This window comes from Kitasatospora sp. NPDC057542 (genome assembly GCF_042801945.1).
Classification (GTDB): domain Bacteria; phylum Actinomycetota; class Actinomycetes; order Streptomycetales; family Streptomycetaceae; genus Kitasatospora.
On sequence record NZ_JBHVFE010000055.1, the window covers coordinates 1 to 18,441 of the forward strand.

General features: G+C 73.1%; 15 protein-coding genes. 7 read left to right on the plus strand and 8 right to left on the minus strand.

Annotated elements, in window-relative coordinates; genetic code table 11:
• Positions 1-441 precede the first annotated feature (441 nt).
• The 4 genes from ACFU7Y_RS10120 to ACFU7Y_RS10135 all read left to right on the plus strand — a co-directional run bounded on the left by ACFU7Y_RS10120 (position 442) and on the right by ACFU7Y_RS10135 (position 4,818).
• Positions 442-1,674 (plus strand): hypothetical protein, encoded by a 1,233-nt coding sequence (locus ACFU7Y_RS10120; protein WP_380767292.1) that lies wholly within the window; start codon positions 442-444, stop codon positions 1,672-1,674.
• Between the two features lie 170 nt (positions 1,675-1,844).
• Positions 1,845-3,137 carry a TerD family protein gene (locus tag ACFU7Y_RS10125; RefSeq protein WP_380767314.1) on the plus strand — a complete coding sequence of 431 codons (1,293 nt, stop codon included), beginning with the start codon at positions 1,845-1,847 and terminating at the stop codon, positions 3,135-3,137.
• A 136-nt stretch (positions 3,138-3,273) separates the two neighbouring features.
• Positions 3,274-4,239, plus strand: a complete 966-nt coding sequence (locus ACFU7Y_RS10130) for an SGNH/GDSL hydrolase family protein (RefSeq protein WP_224282904.1) — start codon at positions 3,274-3,276, stop codon at positions 4,237-4,239.
• 84 nt (positions 4,240-4,323) lie between these two features.
• The gene (locus ACFU7Y_RS10135) at positions 4,324-4,818 is read left to right on the plus strand and encodes a GNAT family N-acetyltransferase (protein WP_224282903.1); all 495 of its coding nucleotides are present in this window, start codon (positions 4,324-4,326) and stop codon (positions 4,816-4,818) included.
• A gap of 5 nt (positions 4,819-4,823) precedes the next feature.
• Here the strand turns inward: ACFU7Y_RS10135 and ACFU7Y_RS10140 are convergent, their stop codons facing one another.
• The gene (locus ACFU7Y_RS10140) at positions 4,824-5,516 is read right to left on the minus strand and encodes an RraA family protein (RefSeq protein ID WP_224282902.1); all 693 of its coding nucleotides are present in this window, start codon (positions 5,514-5,516) and stop codon (positions 4,824-4,826) included.
• A 149-nt stretch (positions 5,517-5,665) separates the two neighbouring features.
• On the opposite strand from ACFU7Y_RS10140, the gene ACFU7Y_RS10145 reads away from it, so the two are divergent.
• Positions 5,666-6,259 (plus strand): Uma2 family endonuclease, encoded by a 594-nt coding sequence (locus ACFU7Y_RS10145; RefSeq protein ID WP_224282901.1) that lies wholly within the window; start codon positions 5,666-5,668, stop codon positions 6,257-6,259.
• 66 nt (positions 6,260-6,325) lie between these two features.
• On the opposite strand, the gene ACFU7Y_RS10150 is transcribed toward ACFU7Y_RS10145, so the two are convergent.
• From ACFU7Y_RS10150 to ACFU7Y_RS10165, 4 genes are all read right to left on the minus strand, one after another.
• Positions 6,326-7,255, minus strand: coding sequence for a proline dehydrogenase family protein (locus ACFU7Y_RS10150; RefSeq protein WP_380767295.1), 930 nt, complete (start codon positions 7,253-7,255; stop codon positions 6,326-6,328).
• A gap of 201 nt (positions 7,256-7,456) precedes the next feature.
• Positions 7,457-9,085 (minus strand): L-glutamate gamma-semialdehyde dehydrogenase, encoded by a 1,629-nt coding sequence (gene pruA / locus ACFU7Y_RS10155; protein WP_224282899.1) that lies wholly within the window; start codon positions 9,083-9,085, stop codon positions 7,457-7,459.
• Between the two features lie 389 nt (positions 9,086-9,474).
• On the minus strand, positions 9,475-10,563 hold the full coding sequence (locus tag ACFU7Y_RS10160) for an FAD-dependent monooxygenase (protein WP_224282898.1): 1,089 nt from the start codon (positions 10,561-10,563) through the stop codon (positions 9,475-9,477).
• Positions 10,560-11,156 carry a PadR family transcriptional regulator gene (locus ACFU7Y_RS10165; protein WP_224282897.1) on the minus strand — a complete coding sequence of 199 codons (597 nt, stop codon included), beginning with the start codon at positions 11,154-11,156 and terminating at the stop codon, positions 10,560-10,562. The genes ACFU7Y_RS10160 and ACFU7Y_RS10165 overlap by 4 nt, the downstream gene beginning before the upstream one ends.
• 146 nt (positions 11,157-11,302) lie before the next feature.
• On the opposite strand from ACFU7Y_RS10165, the gene ACFU7Y_RS10170 reads away from it, so the two are divergent.
• On the plus strand, positions 11,303-12,904 hold the full coding sequence (locus tag ACFU7Y_RS10170; protein WP_380767297.1) for a PucR family transcriptional regulator: 1,602 nt from the start codon (positions 11,303-11,305) through the stop codon (positions 12,902-12,904).
• A gap of 119 nt (positions 12,905-13,023) precedes the next feature.
• Here ACFU7Y_RS10170 and ACFU7Y_RS10175 read toward each other — a convergent pair whose 3' ends face one another.
• Together ACFU7Y_RS10175 and ACFU7Y_RS10180 are read right to left on the minus strand one after the other, a co-directional pair.
• A complete protein-coding gene (locus ACFU7Y_RS10175) occupies positions 13,024-14,514 on the minus strand; it encodes an alkaline phosphatase PhoX (protein WP_380767299.1) in 1,491 nt (496 codons plus the stop codon).
• Positions 14,515-14,692: 178 nt separating this feature from the next.
• Positions 14,693-15,985, minus strand: coding sequence for a hypothetical protein (locus tag ACFU7Y_RS10180; protein ID WP_380767301.1), 1,293 nt, complete (start codon positions 15,983-15,985; stop codon positions 14,693-14,695).
• A gap of 136 nt (positions 15,986-16,121) precedes the next feature.
• Here ACFU7Y_RS10180 and ACFU7Y_RS10185 point away from each other — a divergent pair, with 136 nt between their 5' ends.
• Positions 16,122-16,595 carry a VOC family protein gene (locus tag ACFU7Y_RS10185; RefSeq protein WP_224280607.1) on the plus strand — a complete coding sequence of 158 codons (474 nt, stop codon included), beginning with the start codon at positions 16,122-16,124 and terminating at the stop codon, positions 16,593-16,595.
• Between the two features lie 23 nt (positions 16,596-16,618).
• Here ACFU7Y_RS10185 and ACFU7Y_RS10190 read toward each other — a convergent pair whose 3' ends face one another.
• A complete protein-coding gene (locus ACFU7Y_RS10190) occupies positions 16,619-18,238 on the minus strand; it encodes a hypothetical protein (RefSeq protein ID WP_224280608.1) in 1,620 nt (539 codons plus the stop codon).
• Between the last annotated feature and the right edge of the window lie 203 nt (positions 18,239-18,441).

The window sequence follows — 18,441 nt, forward strand, 5'->3', positions numbered from 1 at the left end:
CAGCACCTCCTCCTCCACCGCCGCCGGAGCGGCGGTGGAGCCGTCCCCATCGCCGCCCGTGGGGGTGGCGGCGAGGGGTGCACTGGAGGCTGCGGACAGCGGGTCGAGCGGCATGACGGTCTCTCCGGGACGGCGTGGGATGCCCTCAGCCTGCGTCACGCCCGGCGCGGCGGGCAAGGGTTGCAAGGGGGTTGCAATAACCCCCGTCCGGGGCAACCGGCCCTTACCGCGCTTGTCGGACTGAACGTCAACTTCCGTATATCGAACGGTTGTCCACGAAACGGATGACGATGGATCACGATGCGGTCGCCCGCTGGTACGCTCTCCCCCTCCCCGCGCGGGCCCACGCGGAACCGGCCCTCGCCGGCCGGAGCCGGGCCCGGCGGCGGCGCGTGGGAGAATACGGCGACGCGACGGCGGCTTCGGGGAGGGAGGGGTCCGGTGGCTGTGCGCGAGGACACCGCGCGGGACGTGCAGCACGAGCCCGCACGGCAGGGCCGGCACGGTCGGCCGCGCCGCCTCGGCGGCCTGTTCCGGCTACCCACCCTGCGCTTCTCCGGCGCCGCGATGGCCATGTCCACCGTGGTCGGCATCAGCATCGCCACCACCCTGCTGCTCAACGAGCAGCAGGGGATCGGTCGCCGGGCCGGCGTCGCCCGGGTCGGCACCACCCCGCCGCCCACGCCGGGCACCACCGACCAGGCCGAAGCGGTCTCGGCGCAGACTCCGACCGACGGCCCGTCGTCCGGCGCCTCCCCCGGCCGCCCCGCCGCGGGCCGCCCCTCCTCGCACGTCTCGGCGCATCCCTCGGGTGCCGCGCCGGTCGCCGCCACCCCGCCCGCACCCCGCCCGGCGGGCCCGGGCACCCAGACCGGCGGCCAGACCTCGGCCGGGCAGGACGCACCGGCCCCCGGCACCCAGCTCGCCGGCACCGAGGCCGGCGTCCCCGCCCCGGCCGGCCCCTCGCCCTCCCCTTCCGTCCCGGCCCCGGGCACCGGGCAGCCCGGCTACGCCCCACCCGCCTCCGGACAGACCCCGAACGCCCCCGGGCTGCGGCCGGACATGCCCGCCCACCCGGCGCCGCCGCCCGTCGCGAACGTCCCGGAGACCGACACACCGGCCGCCCCTGCCAAGGGCACCGACCCGGACGCCGACCACGCGCTGTCCGGCGCCGCCCTGGTCTCCCCGCTCGGCCGCGACGGCCTGCGGCACCAGCTCACCCTCACGGTCGCCGAGCCGGTCACCGCCTTCCAGGCCGAATTCCGGCTCGCCCCGGGCGAGTCGGCCCCCGGCGCCGGCTCCGCCTGGACCGACCTGCCGGGCGCCGTGGTGACCGCCCAGCAGGAGCGCGGCACTCTCGTCTACCGATTCACCACCCCGCCCGGCGTCGACGTCCGGCCCGGCCACTACACCTTCGGCGTCCGCGGCGCCCGTCCGGCCGCCGACCCGTCCGCCGTGGTGCGCAAGCCGGCCGCGGCGGAGAGCTGGAGCGTCTCCGCGTTCGCCCTCGACCGCCCCCGCGCGGTCGCCGCGCTCGGCGGCTTCGGCCCGGTGCCGCCGTTGCCCGCCGAGCCGCAGACGCCCGGCGTCCCGGTCGCCTCGCCGGTCCCCGCCCCGTCAGTTCCCGCAGCGGCCCCCGCGCCTGCCGCCACCCGGGCCGCCACGGCGCGCTGACCTGCCGCCGGCCGGGCGCGGCGGTCATCCGACGATCCGACAGTCGGCCACGCCGCAGGGGCGCGTCCCCGTACCCTCGTTCGTTACTGTGGGCAGCACCCGGCCCGGCGCCCCGACGGCCCCGGCCGGGCCGCCGTTCCGCACCCGAGGAGGAGTCCGTGTCCACCGTCCTGACCCAAGGCGGCAACGCACCGCTGACCGCCGCGCGAGTGACCGTCGAGGTCACCGCGCCCAAGGCGCTGGACGTCTCCGGCCTGCTGCTGACCGATGCCGGAAAGGTCCGCTCGGACGACGACTTCGTCTTCTTCAACGCCCCGAACGGCCCGGGCGTCAGCCACCGCCCGGCCACCGCCGGCGCCCCCGACGCGATCACCGTCGACACCCGGGCCGTCCCGGCGGGCATCAGCAAGATCGTGGTCACCGCGAGCCCCGCCGACCAGGTCTCCACCTTCTCCGGGATGGAGCCCACCGCCACCGTCCGCGACGCCGACACCGGCGAGGTGCTGGTCACCTTCACCCCGCCCCGGCTGGGTCTGGAGACCGCGCTCATCGTGGTCGAGGTCTACCTGCGGGGCGGCGCCTGGAAGGTGCGCGCGGTCGGCCAGGGCTACGCCGACGGCCTCGCGGGCATCGCCACCGACTTCGGCGTCACCGTCGAGGACTCCCCGGCCCCGGCCGCCGCCGCGCCGGTCACGCCGCCGGCCCCCGAGGCCCCGGCCGCGCCGCCCACCCCGGTGGACCGGACCGTCCAGCTCCCCGCCCCGCCCGCGCCGGTCTCCGCCCCGGTGGACCCGCGGATCGCCCTCGCCACCGGCCAGACCACCGTCCCGGCCCCGCCCACGGCAGCCCCGGCGCCCGCCGCGCCCCCGGCCCCGACCGCCCCCGGGAAGATCACCCTGGACAAGGGCCGGATCAACCTGGTCAAGGGCAGCTCGGTCTCCCTGGTCAAGAACGGCCGTCCCTTCCTCTCCTCCGTCCGGATGGCCCTCGGCTGGAAGTCCACCGCCCGCGGCCGCGACATCGACCTGGACGCCTCCTGCCTCGCCTTCGACGCCCGGCACAAGCGGCTGGAGACGGCCTGGTTCATGAAGCTGAACATCTTCAACGGCGCGATCTCCCACTCCGGCGACAACCTCGTCGGCGGCGAGGGCGGCGACGACGAGGTGATCACCGTCCACCTGGAGGGCCTGCCGGCCGAGGTCCACGGGCTGGTCTTCGTCGTCAACTCCTTCTCCGGCCAGAAGTTCACCGACGTGCGCGACGCCTACTGTCGCCTGCTCGACGCCCGGACGGAGGAGGAGCTGGTCCGCTTCGACCTCACCAACTCCGAGCCGCACACGGGTGTGATGATGTGCAAGCTGGTCCGCCGTCCGGGCGGCGAGTGGGAGATGACGGCACTCGGCGAGTACGTCGACGGCAAGACCGCCCGGGCGATGATCGAGCCCGCCGCCGCGGCGCTCTAGGAACACCCTGCCCCGCGGCGTCACGGCCGCGCCCGCGGATTCACCCCCCTGAGGCATCAAGTCACCCACGTGGCGACTCGATTGACTCTCAAGGGGGGTGAATCGCGCTCTCCCCCGTACCCCGAGGAGGAGAGCCGTGCCACGCTTCCTGTCCCGCCTCGCCGTCGCCGGTACTGCCACCGCGCTCGCCGCCGGGCTGATCACCCCGACCACCGCCCAGGCGGCCGCCCGACCGGGCGGCCGCGCCGGCGCACTGCGGTGGACGGCCCTCGGCGACTCCTACACGGCCGGGGTCATCGAGGCCACCGGCGACGAGACCGAGCCGCGCGACGGCTGCGCCCGCACCGTCGAGTCCTACCCCGAGATCATCCGCCGCGACCTCGGCTCCCTGGTCACGCTGCGCAACGTCAGCTGCAGCGGCGCCACCACCGACGCCGTCGACGCGCACGCGCAGTCCCCGCTCGGCCGCCCGCTCCCGCCGCTCGGAACCGACCCGAACGCCCCCTACCCGCCCGTCCCGCCGCAGATCGACGCCGTCGACCCGGCCACCGACCTGGTCACCGTCGGGATCGGCGGCAACGACCTCGGCTTCGCCGAGATCCTCAAGGGCTGCATCGAACTCGGCGCCGTCCATCTCGGCCAGGGCACGCCCTGCAAGGACAAGTTCGACGCGGGCCTGCCCGACCGCCTCGCCCGGCTGCGCAACGACTACGACCGGATGCTGACCGCACTGCACGCCAAGGCCCCGTCCGCCCGGGTCCTCACCGTCGGCTACCCGCACCTCGTCCCCGAGGACGCCGCCCTCTGCCAGTACGGCAACCCCTTGCAGTTCGGCACCTTCACCACCGGCGACCTCGCCTGGGCCCGCACCGCGCTCGTGGAGCCGCTCAACGCGCTCATCGCCCGGGGCAGCGCCGCCCACGGCGACACCTTCGTGGACCTCTACCGCGCCGGCGCCGGCCACAGCGTCTGCGACGCCGACCACTGGCTGGACGGCGTGCTGACCAGCATCCTCCCCCTCGAGTACGCCGTGGTGCACCCCAACGCCACCGGCCAGGCCCACACCGCCGCCCTGGTCGAGGACGCCGTCCTCGGCGGCTGACCCGCTCCCCCGACGACCGGCCCCGACCGACGGAACCGCACAAAACCGGTGGCCCGCCGACTCGCCGGGGACCATTCTGGTCCGATGCCCTTCGACATCCGCGAGGCCACCCCCGACGACTGGCCCGCCATCTGGCCGTTCTTCCACACCGTCGTCGCCGCCGGCGAGACCTTCCCCTACCCCCTGGACATGCCCTCCGAGCTGGGCCGGGAGTGGTGGATGCTCGCCGCCCCGAACCGCACGGTGGTCGCCGTGGACGAGGACGGGCGGATCCTCGGCACCGCCAACATGAACCGCAACCGCCCCGGCAACGGCTCCCACGTGGCCAGCGCGAGCTACCTGGTCGACCCGGCCCACCACGGCAAGGGGATCGGGCGGGCCCTGGTCGAGTACACCCTCGACTGGGCTCGCCGGTCCGGCTTCCGCGCCATGCAGTACAACGCGGTGGTCGCCAACAACCACCACGCCGTGAAGCTCTACGAGTCGCTCGGCTTCGAGATCGTCGGCACCGTCCCCGAGGCCTTCCTCCATCCGGTGGACGGCTACGTCGGCCTGCACGTCATGTACCGGCCGCTCTGACCGGCCTACTCCTCGATCGCCCCGCCGACCCGCCGCAGGTGCTGCCGGAAGCTGTACGCCGGGTCGGCGGCGCGCCGCTCCAGGTACGCGTCGAAGGCGGTCTGCCGGCGCAGCGTGTCCCCGGAGGCGATCCGCCCGGCCTGCGCGCGCTCGGTCCGGGCGATCGCGCCGGCCGTCTCCAGCACCTCCGCGACCCGGTCGGCGGGCACGAACAGCACCCCGTCCGGGTCGGCGAACACCACGTCCTCGGCGCTCACCGGGTGCGGCCCGAACTTCGCCGTCAGCAGCGCCTCCGGCTCCCGGTCGTCCAGCCGCACCGGGCCGAGCGGCAGCGCCCCGTAGCTGAACACCGGCAGCCCGATCTCCAGCAGCTCGGGGGTGTCCCGGTGCAGTCCCCACACCACGATCCCGGCCACCCCGGCGGCCCGCGCCTCCAGCACCGCGAGGTCCCCGATGCAGGCCTCGTCAATCCGCCCGCCGTTGTCGATCACCAGCACGTCCCCGTCCCGGGCCGCCCCGTACGCCTCCAGGAACACGTCCACGCTCCCGTAGTGCCGTACCGGCAGCGCCCGCCCCGCCACCCGGGCCCCGGCCACCACCGCCGCCACCCCCACCGGCGCGACCCGCAACCCCACCCCGAGCCGTACACAGGCATCCGCCACCAACGGCGTCGACAGCCCCTCGAAGGCCTTCAGCATCCCCAACTCCTCCGCTCGAAAAGCCAGTTCACCAGCAGGAAGATCCTAGGCCCGACCTCAAACTCACACCATCGAGTGAGACTCCGTCGTATACGGCACGGCCCGGCCGAGCCGCGACTAGCGTGACGGTCCTCTGAAGGAGGGGCATCATGAGTGCTGTGGCGCATGAGCAACCGATCACGGGCTCCCCATCGCAGGCCGACATCCTGCTGGAGAGCTTCCTGAGCCTGCACTCCCCCGAAGGCTTCCGAGCCGAGCTCATCGAGGGAGAGATCATCGTGGCACCACCGCCGGACGGCGATCACGAGGACTACATCGACCTTCTCATCGATCAGGTGAAGGCCAAGTCCAAGGTCCACATGCAAGTGTCCGGCGGCAAAGGTCTCCGGCTTGTCAGCGGCGGCCTTTGCCCGAAGAACCACGTCATCCCGGATGCGACGTTCGCGCCACGGGAACTCCGCCTCTTCCGCGGCGCCCCGCCGTGGATGGAACCCGACGGTGTGGCCATGGTCGCCGAGGTCACATCGAGCAAGCCCGACCAGGACCGCATCACCAAGCGACACTGCTATGCCCGCGCCGGCATCCCGCTCTACCTGCTGATCGACCGCGAGAAGTCGCAAGTGAGCCTGTTCGGCAAGCCCCACCGCGAGGAGTACACCGAGGTGCATCTCGCCGCCTTCGGTGAACCGCTCGTGGTTCCGGCCCCGTTCGAGTTCGAGCTGGACACCAAGGACTTCCTCTAGAGCCGGGAGTACACGACGGCCCGCACCCCCGTCAGGGGTGCGGGCCGTGGTCCGTGGGCGCCTGGGTCAGCCGCGGGTGGCCATGGCGCGCAGGAAGAAGGTCAGGTTGGCCGGGCGCTCGGCGAGGCGGCGCATGAAGTAGCCGTACCACTCCTGCCCGTACGGGAGGTAGACGCGCATGGTGTTGCCCTCGCCGGCGAGGCGCAGCTGCTCCTCGGGGCGGATGCCGAACAGCATCTGGTACTCGAAGGAGTCCCGCTTGCGGCCGTTCCACTGGGCCAGCTGGCCGGCGATCTTGATCATGTTGGGATCGTGCGAGGCGATCATCGGGTAGCCCTCGCCCGCCATCAGGACCTTCAGGGCGCGGACGTACGCGAGGTCGACCTCGTGCTTGCCCTGGAAGGCGACCGACTCGGGCTCCTTGTAGGCGCCCTTGCACAGGCGCACGCGCGAGCCGGCGCCGGCGAAGTCGCGGCAGTCGGCCTCGGTGCGGCGCAGGTAGGCCTGGAGCACGACGCCCAGCCAGGGGAAGTCCGCCCGCAGCTCACGCGCGATGCCGAGGGTGGAGTCGGTGGTGGTGTGGTCCTCCATGTCGAGGGTCACCGTGGTGCCCGCGTCGGCGGCGGCCTCGCAGATCCGGCGGGCGTTCTCCAGCGCGATCTTCTCGCCGTCCACCGGGAGGAACTGGCCGACGGCCGACAGCTTGACCGACACCTCGGCGCCGGCGGCGAGGCCGGTCTCCTTGAGGGCCTTGAGCAGGTGCTCGTAGGCCTCGGCGGTGGCGGCGGCCTGGGAGGCCTCCTGGGTGTCCTCGCCGAGGTGGTCCAGGGTGACCTTGCGGCCGGTGGCGATCAGGTCGTCGGTGGCGGTGATGGCCGCGTCGAGGGCGTCGCCGGCGACGAAGCGCTCGACTATCGCGTGGGTCGGGGGGAACTTCTCGACCACGGTGCGGACCTGCGGGGACCGGGAGGCCGCGAGAAGGGCGGAACGGAGCATCGTGACTCCTGGAGCTGGTGTTTCCAAGGGTGGCAGAAGGGCCGGGGCGGCGGAATCAGGGGTGCCGCGCAACGCGGGGTGGCGGCGGGCGACGGGCGGGTGGATCCGCCGCCCCGGCGGGCGACGCCCGGCTGCGGGACCGGGCGTCGCGGGTGACCGATGGCTACTGGACGAGCCGTGCGATCAGAAGGGCAGGGCTGGTCAGCCCATGTGCGGGTAGCGGTAGTCCGTCGGCGGGACGAAGGTCTCCTTGACCGAGCGGGTCGAGGTCCAGCGCGCCAGGTTCTGCTTGGCGCCCGCCTTGTCGTTGGTGCCCGAGGCCCGGCCGCCGCCGAAGGGCTGCTGGCCGACGACGGCGCCGGTCGGCTTGTCGTTGATGTAGAAGTTGCCGGCGGCGAAGCGCAGCTTGTGCATCGCGTCCTGGGCCGCGGCGCGGTCCTGGGAGATGATCGAGCCGGTCAGGCCGTACGCGGACACCGACTCCATCTGGGCCAGCATCTCCTCGTACTTCTCGTCCTCGTAGACGTACACGGCCAGGATCGGGCCGAAGTACTCGTCCTTGAAGTACTCGCTCGACGGGTTCTGGCAGACCAGGACGGTCGGGCGGACGAAGTAGCCCACCGAGTCGTCGTAGGTGCCGCCGGCGAGGACCTCCACGGACGGGTCGGCCTGGGCGCGGTCGATGGCGGCCTTGTTCTTGGCGAAGGAGCGCTCGTCGATGACGGCCGACATGAAGTTGGACAGGTCGGTGACGTCGCCCATGGTGAGGCCCTCGACCTCGGCGGCGAACTCGTCCTTGAGGCCGGCCCAGATCGACGCCGGGACGTAGGCCCGCGACAGCGCCGAGCACTTCTGGCCCTGGAACTCGAAGGCGCCGCGGGTCATCGCGGTCTTCAGGACCTTCGGGTCAGCGGACGGGTGGGCGACCAGGAAGTCCTTGCCGCCGGTCTCGCCGACGATCCGCGGGTAGGTGCGGTAGCCGGCGATGTTGTTGCCGACCTCGCGCCACAGGTGCTGGAAGGTGGCGGTGGAGCCGGTGAAGTGGATGCCGGCCAGCGCCGGGTGCTTGAGCGCGACCTCGGAGACGGCCAGGCCGTCGCCGGTCACCATGTTGATGACGCCCTTGGGCAGGCCGGCCTCCTCCAGCAGCTGCATCAGCAGGTGCGCGGAGAACTGCTGGGTCGGGGACGGCTTCCACAGCACCACGTTGCCCATCAGCGCGGGCGCGGTCGGCAGGTTGCCGGCGATCGCGGTGAAGTTGAACGGGGTGATCGCGTAGACGAAGCCCTCAAGCGGACGGTGGTCGCTGCGGTTCCACACGCCGTCCGAGGAGATCGGCTGCTCGGCCATGATCTGGCGGGCGAAGTGCACGTTGAAGCGCAGGAAGTCGACCAGCTCGCAGGGGGTGTCGATCTCGGCCTGCTGGGCGGTCTTGGACTGGCCGAGCATGGTGGCGGCGGCCAGGGTCTCGCGCCAGGGGCCGGCCAGCAGGTCGGCGGCCTTGAGGAAGATCGCGGCGCGGGAGTCGAAGGAGAGCGCCTGCCAGGCCGGGGCAGCGGCCAGGGCGGCGTCGATGGCGTCCTGCGCGTCGGCCTGGGTGGCGTTGCGCAGGGTGCCGAGCCGAGCCGCGTGGTTGTGCGGCTGGACGACGTGGATCTCGGTGCCGCCGCCCATCCGGCGCTCACCGTTGATCGTCATGGTCAGCTGGACCGGCTCCTGGCCGCCCAGCTCCTTCAGCTTGGCCTCCAGACGAGCCCGTTCCGGGCTCCCGGGGGCGTAGCTGTGGACCGGCTCGTTCACCGGCGCGGGGACCTGGGTCACAGCGTCCATCGATGCTCCTGCGATTCCTAGATTCATCAGCGCGGAGGGTTTCCGCACTGCTGCGCTCTGCGACATGCCTGAGGCATCGGGCAGGGCTTGTCCGTCATGAGGCCGGCTCGGCCGAGTGAGAAGCCCCTGGCACGCCAGGGGAGGAGTCACAGGGCGCACGCTCTCCTTGTGAGAGGTTGCAGTGAGATCCGGCGTGATCGCACGCCGACCGGAAATAACGCTATTCCAGCCGCCCGGCCCGCATGATTGGCCGGGCGGCTAAATTCCCCCGTACGGCGTTGTCCGGCCCGACGAATCGGGTCACGCCGCGGTCACGAACCGCCCCCGATCGCCACACCGTTCACACCACCCCGCACCACCGGCTCACGCCCCCGGCCCGGGGCACCGGCTCACACTCCGGCGCTCGCCTTCTGACCGTTCACCGCCGCCGCCTTGGCCGCGACCGCCTCCACCACCGGCCGCCGGGCCGCCTCGTACGCCGCCAGGGCCCGCCCCAGGTCAAGCTGCCCGGCCAGGCAGCGGGCCAGTTCGACGGCACTCTCGACGGCCAGCGAGACCCCCTGGCCGGAGCTGTTGGACGGGGCGTGCACCGAGTCGCCGACCAGCACCATCCGGTCGCGGTACCAGTGCGGCACGGACGGCATGATCTCCAGCCGGGGGAAGACCTCGACGCTCGCCTCGTCCGCCGCGGCCAGGACCTCCCGGGCGGGCAGGTCCTCGGCGTGCCGCTCGCGGGCCAGCGCCAGCCAGTCCTCCCGCGACACCGCCCGGGCCTGTTCCGGGGTCAGCTGCTCGGGGCGCGGGATGTTGCTGAACCAGGCGGTCCCGGCACCGTCCCGCAGCGCCCAGTACCCGAAGAACGCCCGGGGCCCCTGGGCGAAGTGGATGGACTCCCCGGCCGCGCGCGGGCCGTCCAGCCGGTGCGCGCTGTACCCGCCGACCCCGATCAGGCCGGTGTACTGCGGGCCGGGTGCGGCCGCATCGATCAGTCCGCGGACGACGGAGCGGGTTCCGTCGGCGCCGATCAGCAGGTCCCCGTCCGCGGTGGTGCCGTCGGCGAACCGGGCGGTGATGCCGGTCGCGCGCTCCTCGACGCCGACCAGCCGCTTGGCGTACCGGACCGGGACGCCCTCCTGCCGCAGCCGCCGCTGGAGCACGGCGTACAGCTCGGCACGCCGCATCACCCGGCCGGTCACCTCGGGGATCTCGGCGAGGACGCCGCCCTTGGCGTCCTCGATGACCATCCGGCCGACGGGCTGGCCGATCGCGGCGACCTCCGCCTCCAGGCCGACGGCCGCGAGCGCCGCCAACCCGTTGGACGCAGTCATAAAAGTTCCGCCCACGCCCTCGGCGGAGCTCGCGTAGGCCTCGTACACGACGGCCTCGATGCCGGCCTCGTGCAGCGCCAGCGCGGCCACCGGTCCGGCGATGCCGCCGCCGATGACCAGGGCCTTGTTCGCGGTGCGGGTCTCGCTCATTCCATCCTCCCCAGGTATTCCTCCAGGGTCCGGCCGAATTCCGGATCCCTGAGCTGTCCGATGAGGTTCTCGGTGTAGCGTCGTTCGGCCTCCAGCAGCGCGAGGGCGTAGTCGTCCTCGATGACGAACATCGGATGGATGTCCATCCCGGCCACCTTGTGCAACTGCGCGCGGGTGGCGTCGATCCGCTCGTCCAGGGCCTCCAGCCGCCGGCCGAGCAGGTCCGCCGACTCCTCGACCGGCAGGGCCGCCAGCAGGCACAGGGCGACCCCGAACGCCGGGTACTCGTACTGCGGTTCGGCGACCAGTTCACACATCCAGTCGTCGAGCTCCGTCCTGCCCTCCTCGGTGAGGGCGTAGACGGTGCGCTCCGGGCGCTGGGTGTCGCGGACGGTCTCCTGCTCGGCGACGAACCCGGCCTTCCGCAGCTGCTCGACGACCATGTAGAGCGAGCTGCGGTTGTACTTGATGTTGCGGTCCTTGCCCTGCTCCTTGAGCCGGCGCCCCATCTCGTACGGATGCATCGGCTCGATCGTGAGCTCGGCCAGGACCGCGAGGGCCAGCGGGTTCGACACCTTGCGTCGCTTCGCCATGAGAGCGTTCCTCATCAATTGGTCAGTACTGACTATCCATTCCCAGATAGTCAGAATCAACTATTCAGGATCGACGGGCCTGAACTCTGTCCGCCCGGCTAAAATCAACCACAAAACGTTGTCCGAGCGGATGAAGGAGGACCGGCGTGACCACCCCCGGCCTGCCGCTCCGTCAACTCCTGATGTCCCTCGGCGAACCGCTGGTCGAACTCCAGGCCGCCCCGCTGGGCCTGGACGTCCCGGTGCGCGACGTCGCCATCCTCGACCCGGAGGATCCGCCGACCGCCGCCCCCGGCGAACTCGTGCTCGCGATCGGCGCCCGCGGCCGCGCCGCCCTGCCCGCCCTGCGCGCGGCCGGCCGGGCCGGGGCCGCCGCCGTCGCGGTCAAGCTGGACGGCCCCGGCCAGGCCGACGCACTGCGCGAGGCCGCCACCGACGCGGGCGTCGCCCTGCTCTCGGTACGCCGCGAGACCCGCTGGGAACACCTCGACTCGCTGGCCCGCGCGATCATCGCCGGCCCGGACGCCCCGGACGCCCCCGGCTCCCCCGAGCCCAACGCGGGCGACCTCTTCTCCCTGGCCCAGACCGTCGCCGTGCTGACCAACGGCATCGTCTCGATCGAGGACACCTCCAGCCGGGTACTGGCCTACTCCCGCTCCTCCGACTCCGACGAGGTCGACGACCTGCGCCGGCTGTCCATCCTCGGCTGGCAGGGCCCGGAGCCGTACCTGTCCAAGCTCCGCGAGTGGGGTATCTTCCAGCACCTGCGCAGCTCGGACACCCCGATCGCGGTCGAACCGCACCCCGAACTGGGCCTGCGCCGCCGCCTGGCGGTCGGCATCCGGGCCGGGGCGCAGCCGCTCGGCACCATCTGGGTGCAGGAGGGCTCCCAGCCGCTGGCCCCGCTGGCCGAACAGGCCCTGGTCGGCGCCGCCCGGGTCGCGGCCGCCCAGCTGGTGCGCCGCCGCCGGGAGCTGTCCGCCGACGTCCGGCTCACCCAGACCCTGCTCACCGGTCTGCTGGAGGGCTCCACCGGCCCGCAGTCGCTCGCCACCCACCTCGGCCTGGACCTGCGCCGCCCGGCCACCGTGCTCGCCTACAGCGCGCACACCACCGACGCACTGCACCGCTCCGACGTCACCGGCCTGATCTCGGTGCACACCGCCGCCCGACACCGCACCGCGCTGCTCGCCCCGATCGAGTCCCGGGTGTACGTACTGCTGCCCGAGCTTCCGCCCGGCCTGCCGATGACCACCGTGCGCGACTGGGCCTCCGAGGTGGTGACGGCCGCCCGCGAGCACCTGGGCGTCCCGCTGCGCGCCGCGATCGGCTCGACCGTCGACGGCCTGGCCCAGGTCCCCGACTCCCGCGCGCAGGCGGACCGCATCCTGGACGCGATGGGCCGCGGCGGGGTGGACCTCGACGTCGCCGCGCTGATCGACGTCCAGGCGGAGGTGCTGGTCAGCGAGATGCTCGCGCTGCTCCAGGAGCGCACCGGCCTGCGCGACCCGCGGCTGACCGCGCTCACCGAGTACGACCGCCGGCACGGCACCCGGCTCGCCGAGTCCGTGCTGGCCTGGCTGGACGCGCTCGGCGAGGTCCGGGTGGCCGCGGACGCCCTGCACATCCACCCCAACACCCTGCGCTACCGGGTGCGCCGCGCCGAGCAGTTGACCGGCATCGACCTCGCCCAGCCGCAGCAGCGCCTGCTGGCGATGCTGCAACTGCGACTGCCCACGGACGAGTAGTCCGCGGGCAGTCACTGGTCACGCCTGATCGGTCACGGCTGATCGGTCACGGCTGATCGGTCATGCCTGAGCATTCGAACCCGACCATCCGCATCCGGCCGTTCAGGCCTGACCGGTCGTCACGCGCCGTAGCCCTGGCCGCGCTTGTGCTCGTTCAGCCGGCGCCACGGGCCGCTGATGGCCAGCTGGATGCCCGGGGTCTGGATGTTGGCGAACAGGGTCTTGCCGTCGTCCGAGAAGGTCACCCCGGTGAACTCGCTGAACTCGGGCTTCTCGGCGGTGCCGATGTTCAGCTCGTTGCGGGCGATCGGGAAGACCAGGCCGTCCTCGGTGGCGCCGAACAGGTGCGAGATGCCCTCGCCGTCCTCGGCGATCACGATGCCGCCGTACGGCGAGACGGTGATGTTGTCCGGGCCGTCGAAGTTGTCGTGGTCGCCCCAGGCGTCGTTGTTGACGCCCAGCAGTACCTTCAGGGTGATGGTGCGGCGGTTCGGGTTGTAGAACCAGACCTGGCCGTCGTGCTGGAGCGGGCTCTCCGAACGGGCGTAGCTGGAGACGAAGTAGAAGCCGCCGTCACCCCACCACATGCCCTCCAGCTTGCGGGCGCGGGTGACCTCGCCGTCCTTGAACTGCTTGCGCACCGAGACGGTCCTGGCGTCGCGGTCCTGGACCTTGACCCAGTCCACGCCGTAGGTGGTGCCGACCTTGGTGGCGCGGGACAGGTCGTCGATGAACTTGCCCTGCGCGTCGAAGACCTTGAAGGCCTCCAGCACACCGGCGTCGGCGGCGAGCTCGCGCAGCTTGTAGCGGCCGTGCTTGAAGCCGGCCGGCGGGGTCCAGCGGAACAGCAGGCCGTTCGGGTTCGAGGCGTCCTCGGTCAGGTAGACGTGGCCGCGCTTCGGGTCCACCACGACGGCCTCGTGCGCGTAGCGGCCGAAGGCCTTGATCGGCTGCGGGTCGCGGTTGTAGTCGTCGTCGAACGGGTCGACCTCGAAGACGTAGCCGTGGTCCTTGGTGAAGCCGTTCTTGCCGGCCTTGTCCTCGGTCTCCTCACCGGACAGCCAGGTGCCCCACGGAGTCACGCCGCCGGCGCAGTTGGTGGCGGTGCCGGCGATGCCGACCCACTGCTCGACCGAGCCGTCCCGCTTGGCGTGCACGATGGTGCAGCCGCCGGCCGCACCCGGGTCGTAGACGTGGCCCTCGGTCAGCGGCACCGGGTGCGGCCAGTTGGCGCGGGCGCCGGCCAGCTCGTGGTTGACAACCATCAGGTTGCCGCCGCGCTCGTCCTCGAAGGCGGAGGTGCCGTCGTGGTTGCTCGGGGTGAACTCGCCGGTGCGCAGCTTGGTGACGCCGGCCCGGTTGAGGACCTTGTACGAGAAGCCCTTCGGCAGGGACAGCAGACCGGCCGGGTCCTGGACCAGCGGGCCGTAGCCGATGGCGGTGCCGGCGGCCGAGTTGGTCCCGGTGGCCGCGGCCACCGGGGCCTCGCCGCCGACCGGGGCGGCGATCGCGCCCGGGGCGCTGGCCAGCGCCTCGGCGCTGCCGGCGATCAGCACGCCGGCCCCGACGAGGGTGGAACGGTTGACGAAGTCCCGGCGGGACAGCGACATGGCAGCAACTCCTGAGGATGAGCGGGGGCGTCGGTGCGGGATGCCGACGCCCAGCAGGCTCCGCCGGACGGGTGAACCCGGCATGACGTCCACCTCACACCCAGGCGGCCATTTGCCGACCGATGACCATCGCATGACCTCTGCTTTACGCGTGCCCGGTCGGAACGAACAGGCCGTGTCAGCGCCGCGCCGCCCGCCACTGCTCCCAGGCCGACAGCCACAGCTGCTCGGCCAGCCGCTGCTCCTCCCAGACCCCCGCCCCGCCGCCGCCCGGCCGCTCCCGCCACAGCTGCGCCCAGGCCCGCTGCGCCGGCAGGCTCGCCACCTCGCTCGCGAACACCGTGTACCGGACGACCTCCTCGACGGCCGCCTCGCCCTCCGCCGTGCCGACCAGCCAATGCGTCTGCTGGGACAGCCGGTTGAGGTGGTTCACCATCGAGGTCACCGCCGCCACGGCCTCATCCCGGGTCTCGGTGGCCAGCCGCATCTGCTGGCGCACCGCCGCCTCCCAGCGCACCGCGCCGACCTCCCCGCGCAGCCCGCGCGGCAGCCTCGGCGTGCGCCCGACCCGCACCTGCGCCTCGATCGCGGCGGACTCGGCGACGGTCTGCGCGATCAGCGCCCGGTGCGCCTCCATCCCGACGGCGGGCGGCAGTTCGCGCTCCTCGACCGGCACGTGGCGGGCCCGCCGGGCGGCCAGGTCGCGCAGCAGTTCGGTGCGCCCGCGCAGGCAGCGCTCGAAGTCGCCGATCGAGCCGAGCTCCACCACGCCGGGGGCCACCCCGCGCCCGCACACCGTCACGGTCAGCCCGCCGACCCGCAGCCGCCCGGCCCACACCGGCTCCGGCCCGCCCGACGCCGGGGCGCCGGGCTCCGGCACCGGCCGGTCCTCGTGCACCTCCACCGCGCAGGGCTCGCCGTCGACCGTGATCCACACGCGCAACGCCCGCACCCGGCCCGGCCCGTCGCCCTCGTCGACGCCCAACTGCTCGTAGACGCGGTCCCGTTCGTCCTCGACCAGGTCCTCCAGCTCGGGCAGCTGCTCGCCCCGCTCGGCCCCCGGCCGGTAGGTGCGCACGGTCACGTACGGGCCGGCCGCCGAGCGCCAGTCACCGCACTGGACCTCGACCCAGCGCAGCTCGCCGCCGGAGGTCTCGAAGGCGGCCAGTGCCTCACCGGCCGGCGCCCCACCGGTCGGCGCCTCGCCCGCGATGGCCCGGGAGACGACCACGCCGTACACCGGGAAATCGGCCGCCGCCAGGGTCCGGCGGGAGAACTCCTCCTGGTCGGCGAACCGGTCGGCGAATCGGTCGGCGGGCTGGTCGGCCGACCGGTCCAGTGGCCGGTCCGCGGTCCGACCGGCGAAACGGTCCTCCCGGACCCGACGGTCCGGAGCCGGGGCGGACCCCGAGGACCCGGCGTTCCGCTTCTGGTGCCTGCCGCCGCTCTCCCGCATCATCCTGTGCCGCACCCCCGAGTCCTCGCACCCGCACCGCCGACGCCACCTTACGTGCCCGCAGCTGCCGGGTCATCAGCTCCGCCTCCGGACGGGGGCGGTGGTCGTGTCAGGACACCCGGTTGTCAGCCGCCCTCCCTAACCTGGCGGCATGACAGCACAGAACCACACAGCACAGGACCGGACCGCGCAGGGCACCTTCCCCGCCCGGATCAGCATCGTCACCCTCGGGGTGACCGACCTCGACCGCAGCGCCCGCTTCTACGAGGCGCTCGGCTGGAAGCGGTCCGCCGCCTCCAGCCCGGAGATCGTCTGGTTCCGCACCGCCGACTCGGCGCTCGGCCTCTTCCCCACCGAGGAGCTGGCCGCCGACGCAGGCGTGCCCTCCACCGGCGAGCCCTCCTTCCGCGGCGTCACCCTCGCGGTGAACCTGGAGTCCCCCGCGCTGGTGGACGCCGCGCTGCGGACGGCGGTCGAGGCCGGCGCCGTGGTGGTCAAGCCTCCGGTCCCGACCGACTGGGGCGGCTACTCCGGCTACTTCGAGGACCCGGACGGCCACCTCTGGGAGCTGGCCCACAACCCGTTCTTCCCCTTCACCGAGGACGGCTCGCTGGACCTGCCCTGAGGTGTGGAGCCCGCCTTGCCGGTTCAGTTCCGGGAGCGCGCCTTGAAGGCCGCCTTGCGCGCCTCCTTGGCCACCGCCCGGTCCGGGTGCAGCTCCCCGATCGCCTCCAGGACGTCCGCCGTGTACGGGTGGTCGACCCGCCACAGCTCGCCGAACCACCCGGCCGGATCGCCGTTCACCGGCAGGTCGGTGATCAGTTCGCGCAGCAGCTCGGCGTCCCCGCCGCTGTCCAGCAGCTGGGCGGCGAACGTGTCGACCACCGTCCACAGCGCCATCGCCCGGTCCGGCACCGGCACGTCCGTCGCCCCCTGCGCGGCCAGCCAGGCCCGCGCCGCGCCGCCCAGCTCGGGGTCGTCCATGACTTCCCGGACCGCCGGCGCCGCGTCCGGCCCGAGCAGGTTGAGCGCCGAGACGCAGAGCATCCGGCGCAGCGGGCCGTAGCCGTCGGTGCCGCGCGCCGCCGCGAGCAGCTCACGCGCCGCCGCCACCGGCTCCCGGCCCGCGGTCCACACCCGCAGCTCCTCCTCCGGCAGCACGTTGGCCGACTCGCACACCCCGCGCAGCAGCTCGGCCGCGTCCCCCTTGGCCAGGTCGCCGACCAGCGGCGCGTCGTAGCCGTCCTCCAGCAGCCACTGCCGGATGCCGTACTGGCCGAGCGGGGTGAGCCGGACCAGCCCGAATCGGGCCGACTCCTCCTCGCCCAGCGGCTCCTCGCCGACCACGGCGGGCTCCTCGCCGTCCTCCTCGTCGAACAGCTCGGGGTCGATCGGGCGGTAGTCCAGCAGACCGAGCTCGGCGAGGTCGCCCAGCATCGGGTCCAGCGCGACCATCACGTCCGTGATGTCGCCGAGCAGCTCCTCGCTCGGCTCCTCGCCCTCCGGGACCACCAGCAGCGCGGCCAGCACGCCCAGCGGCACGGTCTCGTTGCCCGGCTCGGCGAAGGCGGTGGTCTCGTAGAGCACCTGCAGGGCCTCGTCCAGCAGCTCGGCGGCCTCGTCACGGGCCTCCTCGACCTCGGAGAGCCCGTCCTCGTCCTCCTCGCCGTCCCCGGCCGGCTCCCGCTCGGCCTCGGCCTCCTCCGGGACCGAGTCCGCCTCGACGGCCAGCTCCCGGACGATCCCGGCGGCGGTCAGCCACAGCTCCAGGACGGTCTCCGGGTCGCCCTGCTCGGCGGGCTCCAGGTCCGGGCCCGGAACCGCGACGTGCTCGCCCTCCGCGGTCGTGCCGAGCTCCACCAGGTCCAGGTCGCAGGCCAGCGACCAGGCCCGCAGCGCCTCGACCTCGGCCTCCTCGGGCACCTCGCCCTCGGCCGGCGCCAGGCCCAGCAGCCGGGCCGCGGGGGCCCGGTCCTCCTCGACCAGGTCGCCGAACTCGTCCACCGCCCGGTGCGGGGCGGCCCAGCGAGCCAGCGTCAGCGCGTACCCGAACATCGGTACGGCCTTCGCCTGCTCCGCCAGTTCGCGCTCGGCGGGCAGCTTCACCGGCGGGACCAGGACGGCCGCGTCGTCCAGGTCCTCGTCATCCAGCCCGTGCGCGGCAAACGCCCCGTAGAGGTCCTGGAGCTCCAGGTCGGCGGGCAGCACGGTCTCGGCCGTGCCCTCATCCGCCGAAGCTCCCGTGTTCTTCCGACGTCGTCCGGCCATCGTCGTGTGCACTCCCTCAGCCAGCGGTCAGCTCGAACAGCTCCGCGTACTCGATCTACCTACTCAGCGTATAGGCCGGGCACCCCCGATGCCCGGCCTCTGGGAGCGCACACAGGGGCGCGCGCCGCCTCCGTGCACCCACCCTTTATCCTTCGAGCTAGTGGCACCGTGCACACCCCGTACGGGCCACCGGGCAACGAAGC

Coding starts and splice junctions, on each gene's coding strand:
- ACFU7Y_RS10140 (WP_224282902.1), bottom strand. CDS start 5,516: ATGCTGAAGGCCTTCGAGGGGCTGTCGACGCCGTTGGTGGCGGATGCC.
- ACFU7Y_RS10135 (WP_224282903.1), top strand. CDS start 4,324: ATGCCCTTCGACATCCGCGAGGCCACCCCCGACGACTGGCCCGCCATC.
- ACFU7Y_RS10190 (WP_224280608.1), bottom strand. CDS start 18,238: ATGGCCGGACGACGTCGGAAGAACACGGGAGCTTCGGCGGATGAGGGC.
- ACFU7Y_RS10185 (WP_224280607.1), top strand. CDS start 16,122: ATGACAGCACAGAACCACACAGCACAGGACCGGACCGCGCAGGGCACC.
- ACFU7Y_RS10145 (WP_224282901.1), top strand. CDS start 5,666: ATGAGTGCTGTGGCGCATGAGCAACCGATCACGGGCTCCCCATCGCAG.
- ACFU7Y_RS10175 (WP_380767299.1), bottom strand. CDS start 14,514: ATGTCGCTGTCCCGCCGGGACTTCGTCAACCGTTCCACCCTCGTCGGG.
- pruA (WP_224282899.1), bottom strand. CDS start 9,085: ATGGACGCTGTGACCCAGGTCCCCGCGCCGGTGAACGAGCCGGTCCAC.
- ACFU7Y_RS10165 (WP_224282897.1), bottom strand. CDS start 11,156: ATGGCGAAGCGACGCAAGGTGTCGAACCCGCTGGCCCTCGCGGTCCTG.
- ACFU7Y_RS10160 (WP_224282898.1), bottom strand. CDS start 10,563: ATGAGCGAGACCCGCACCGCGAACAAGGCCCTGGTCATCGGCGGCGGC.
- ACFU7Y_RS10150 (WP_380767295.1), bottom strand. CDS start 7,255: ATGCTCCGTTCCGCCCTTCTCGCGGCCTCCCGGTCCCCGCAGGTCCGC.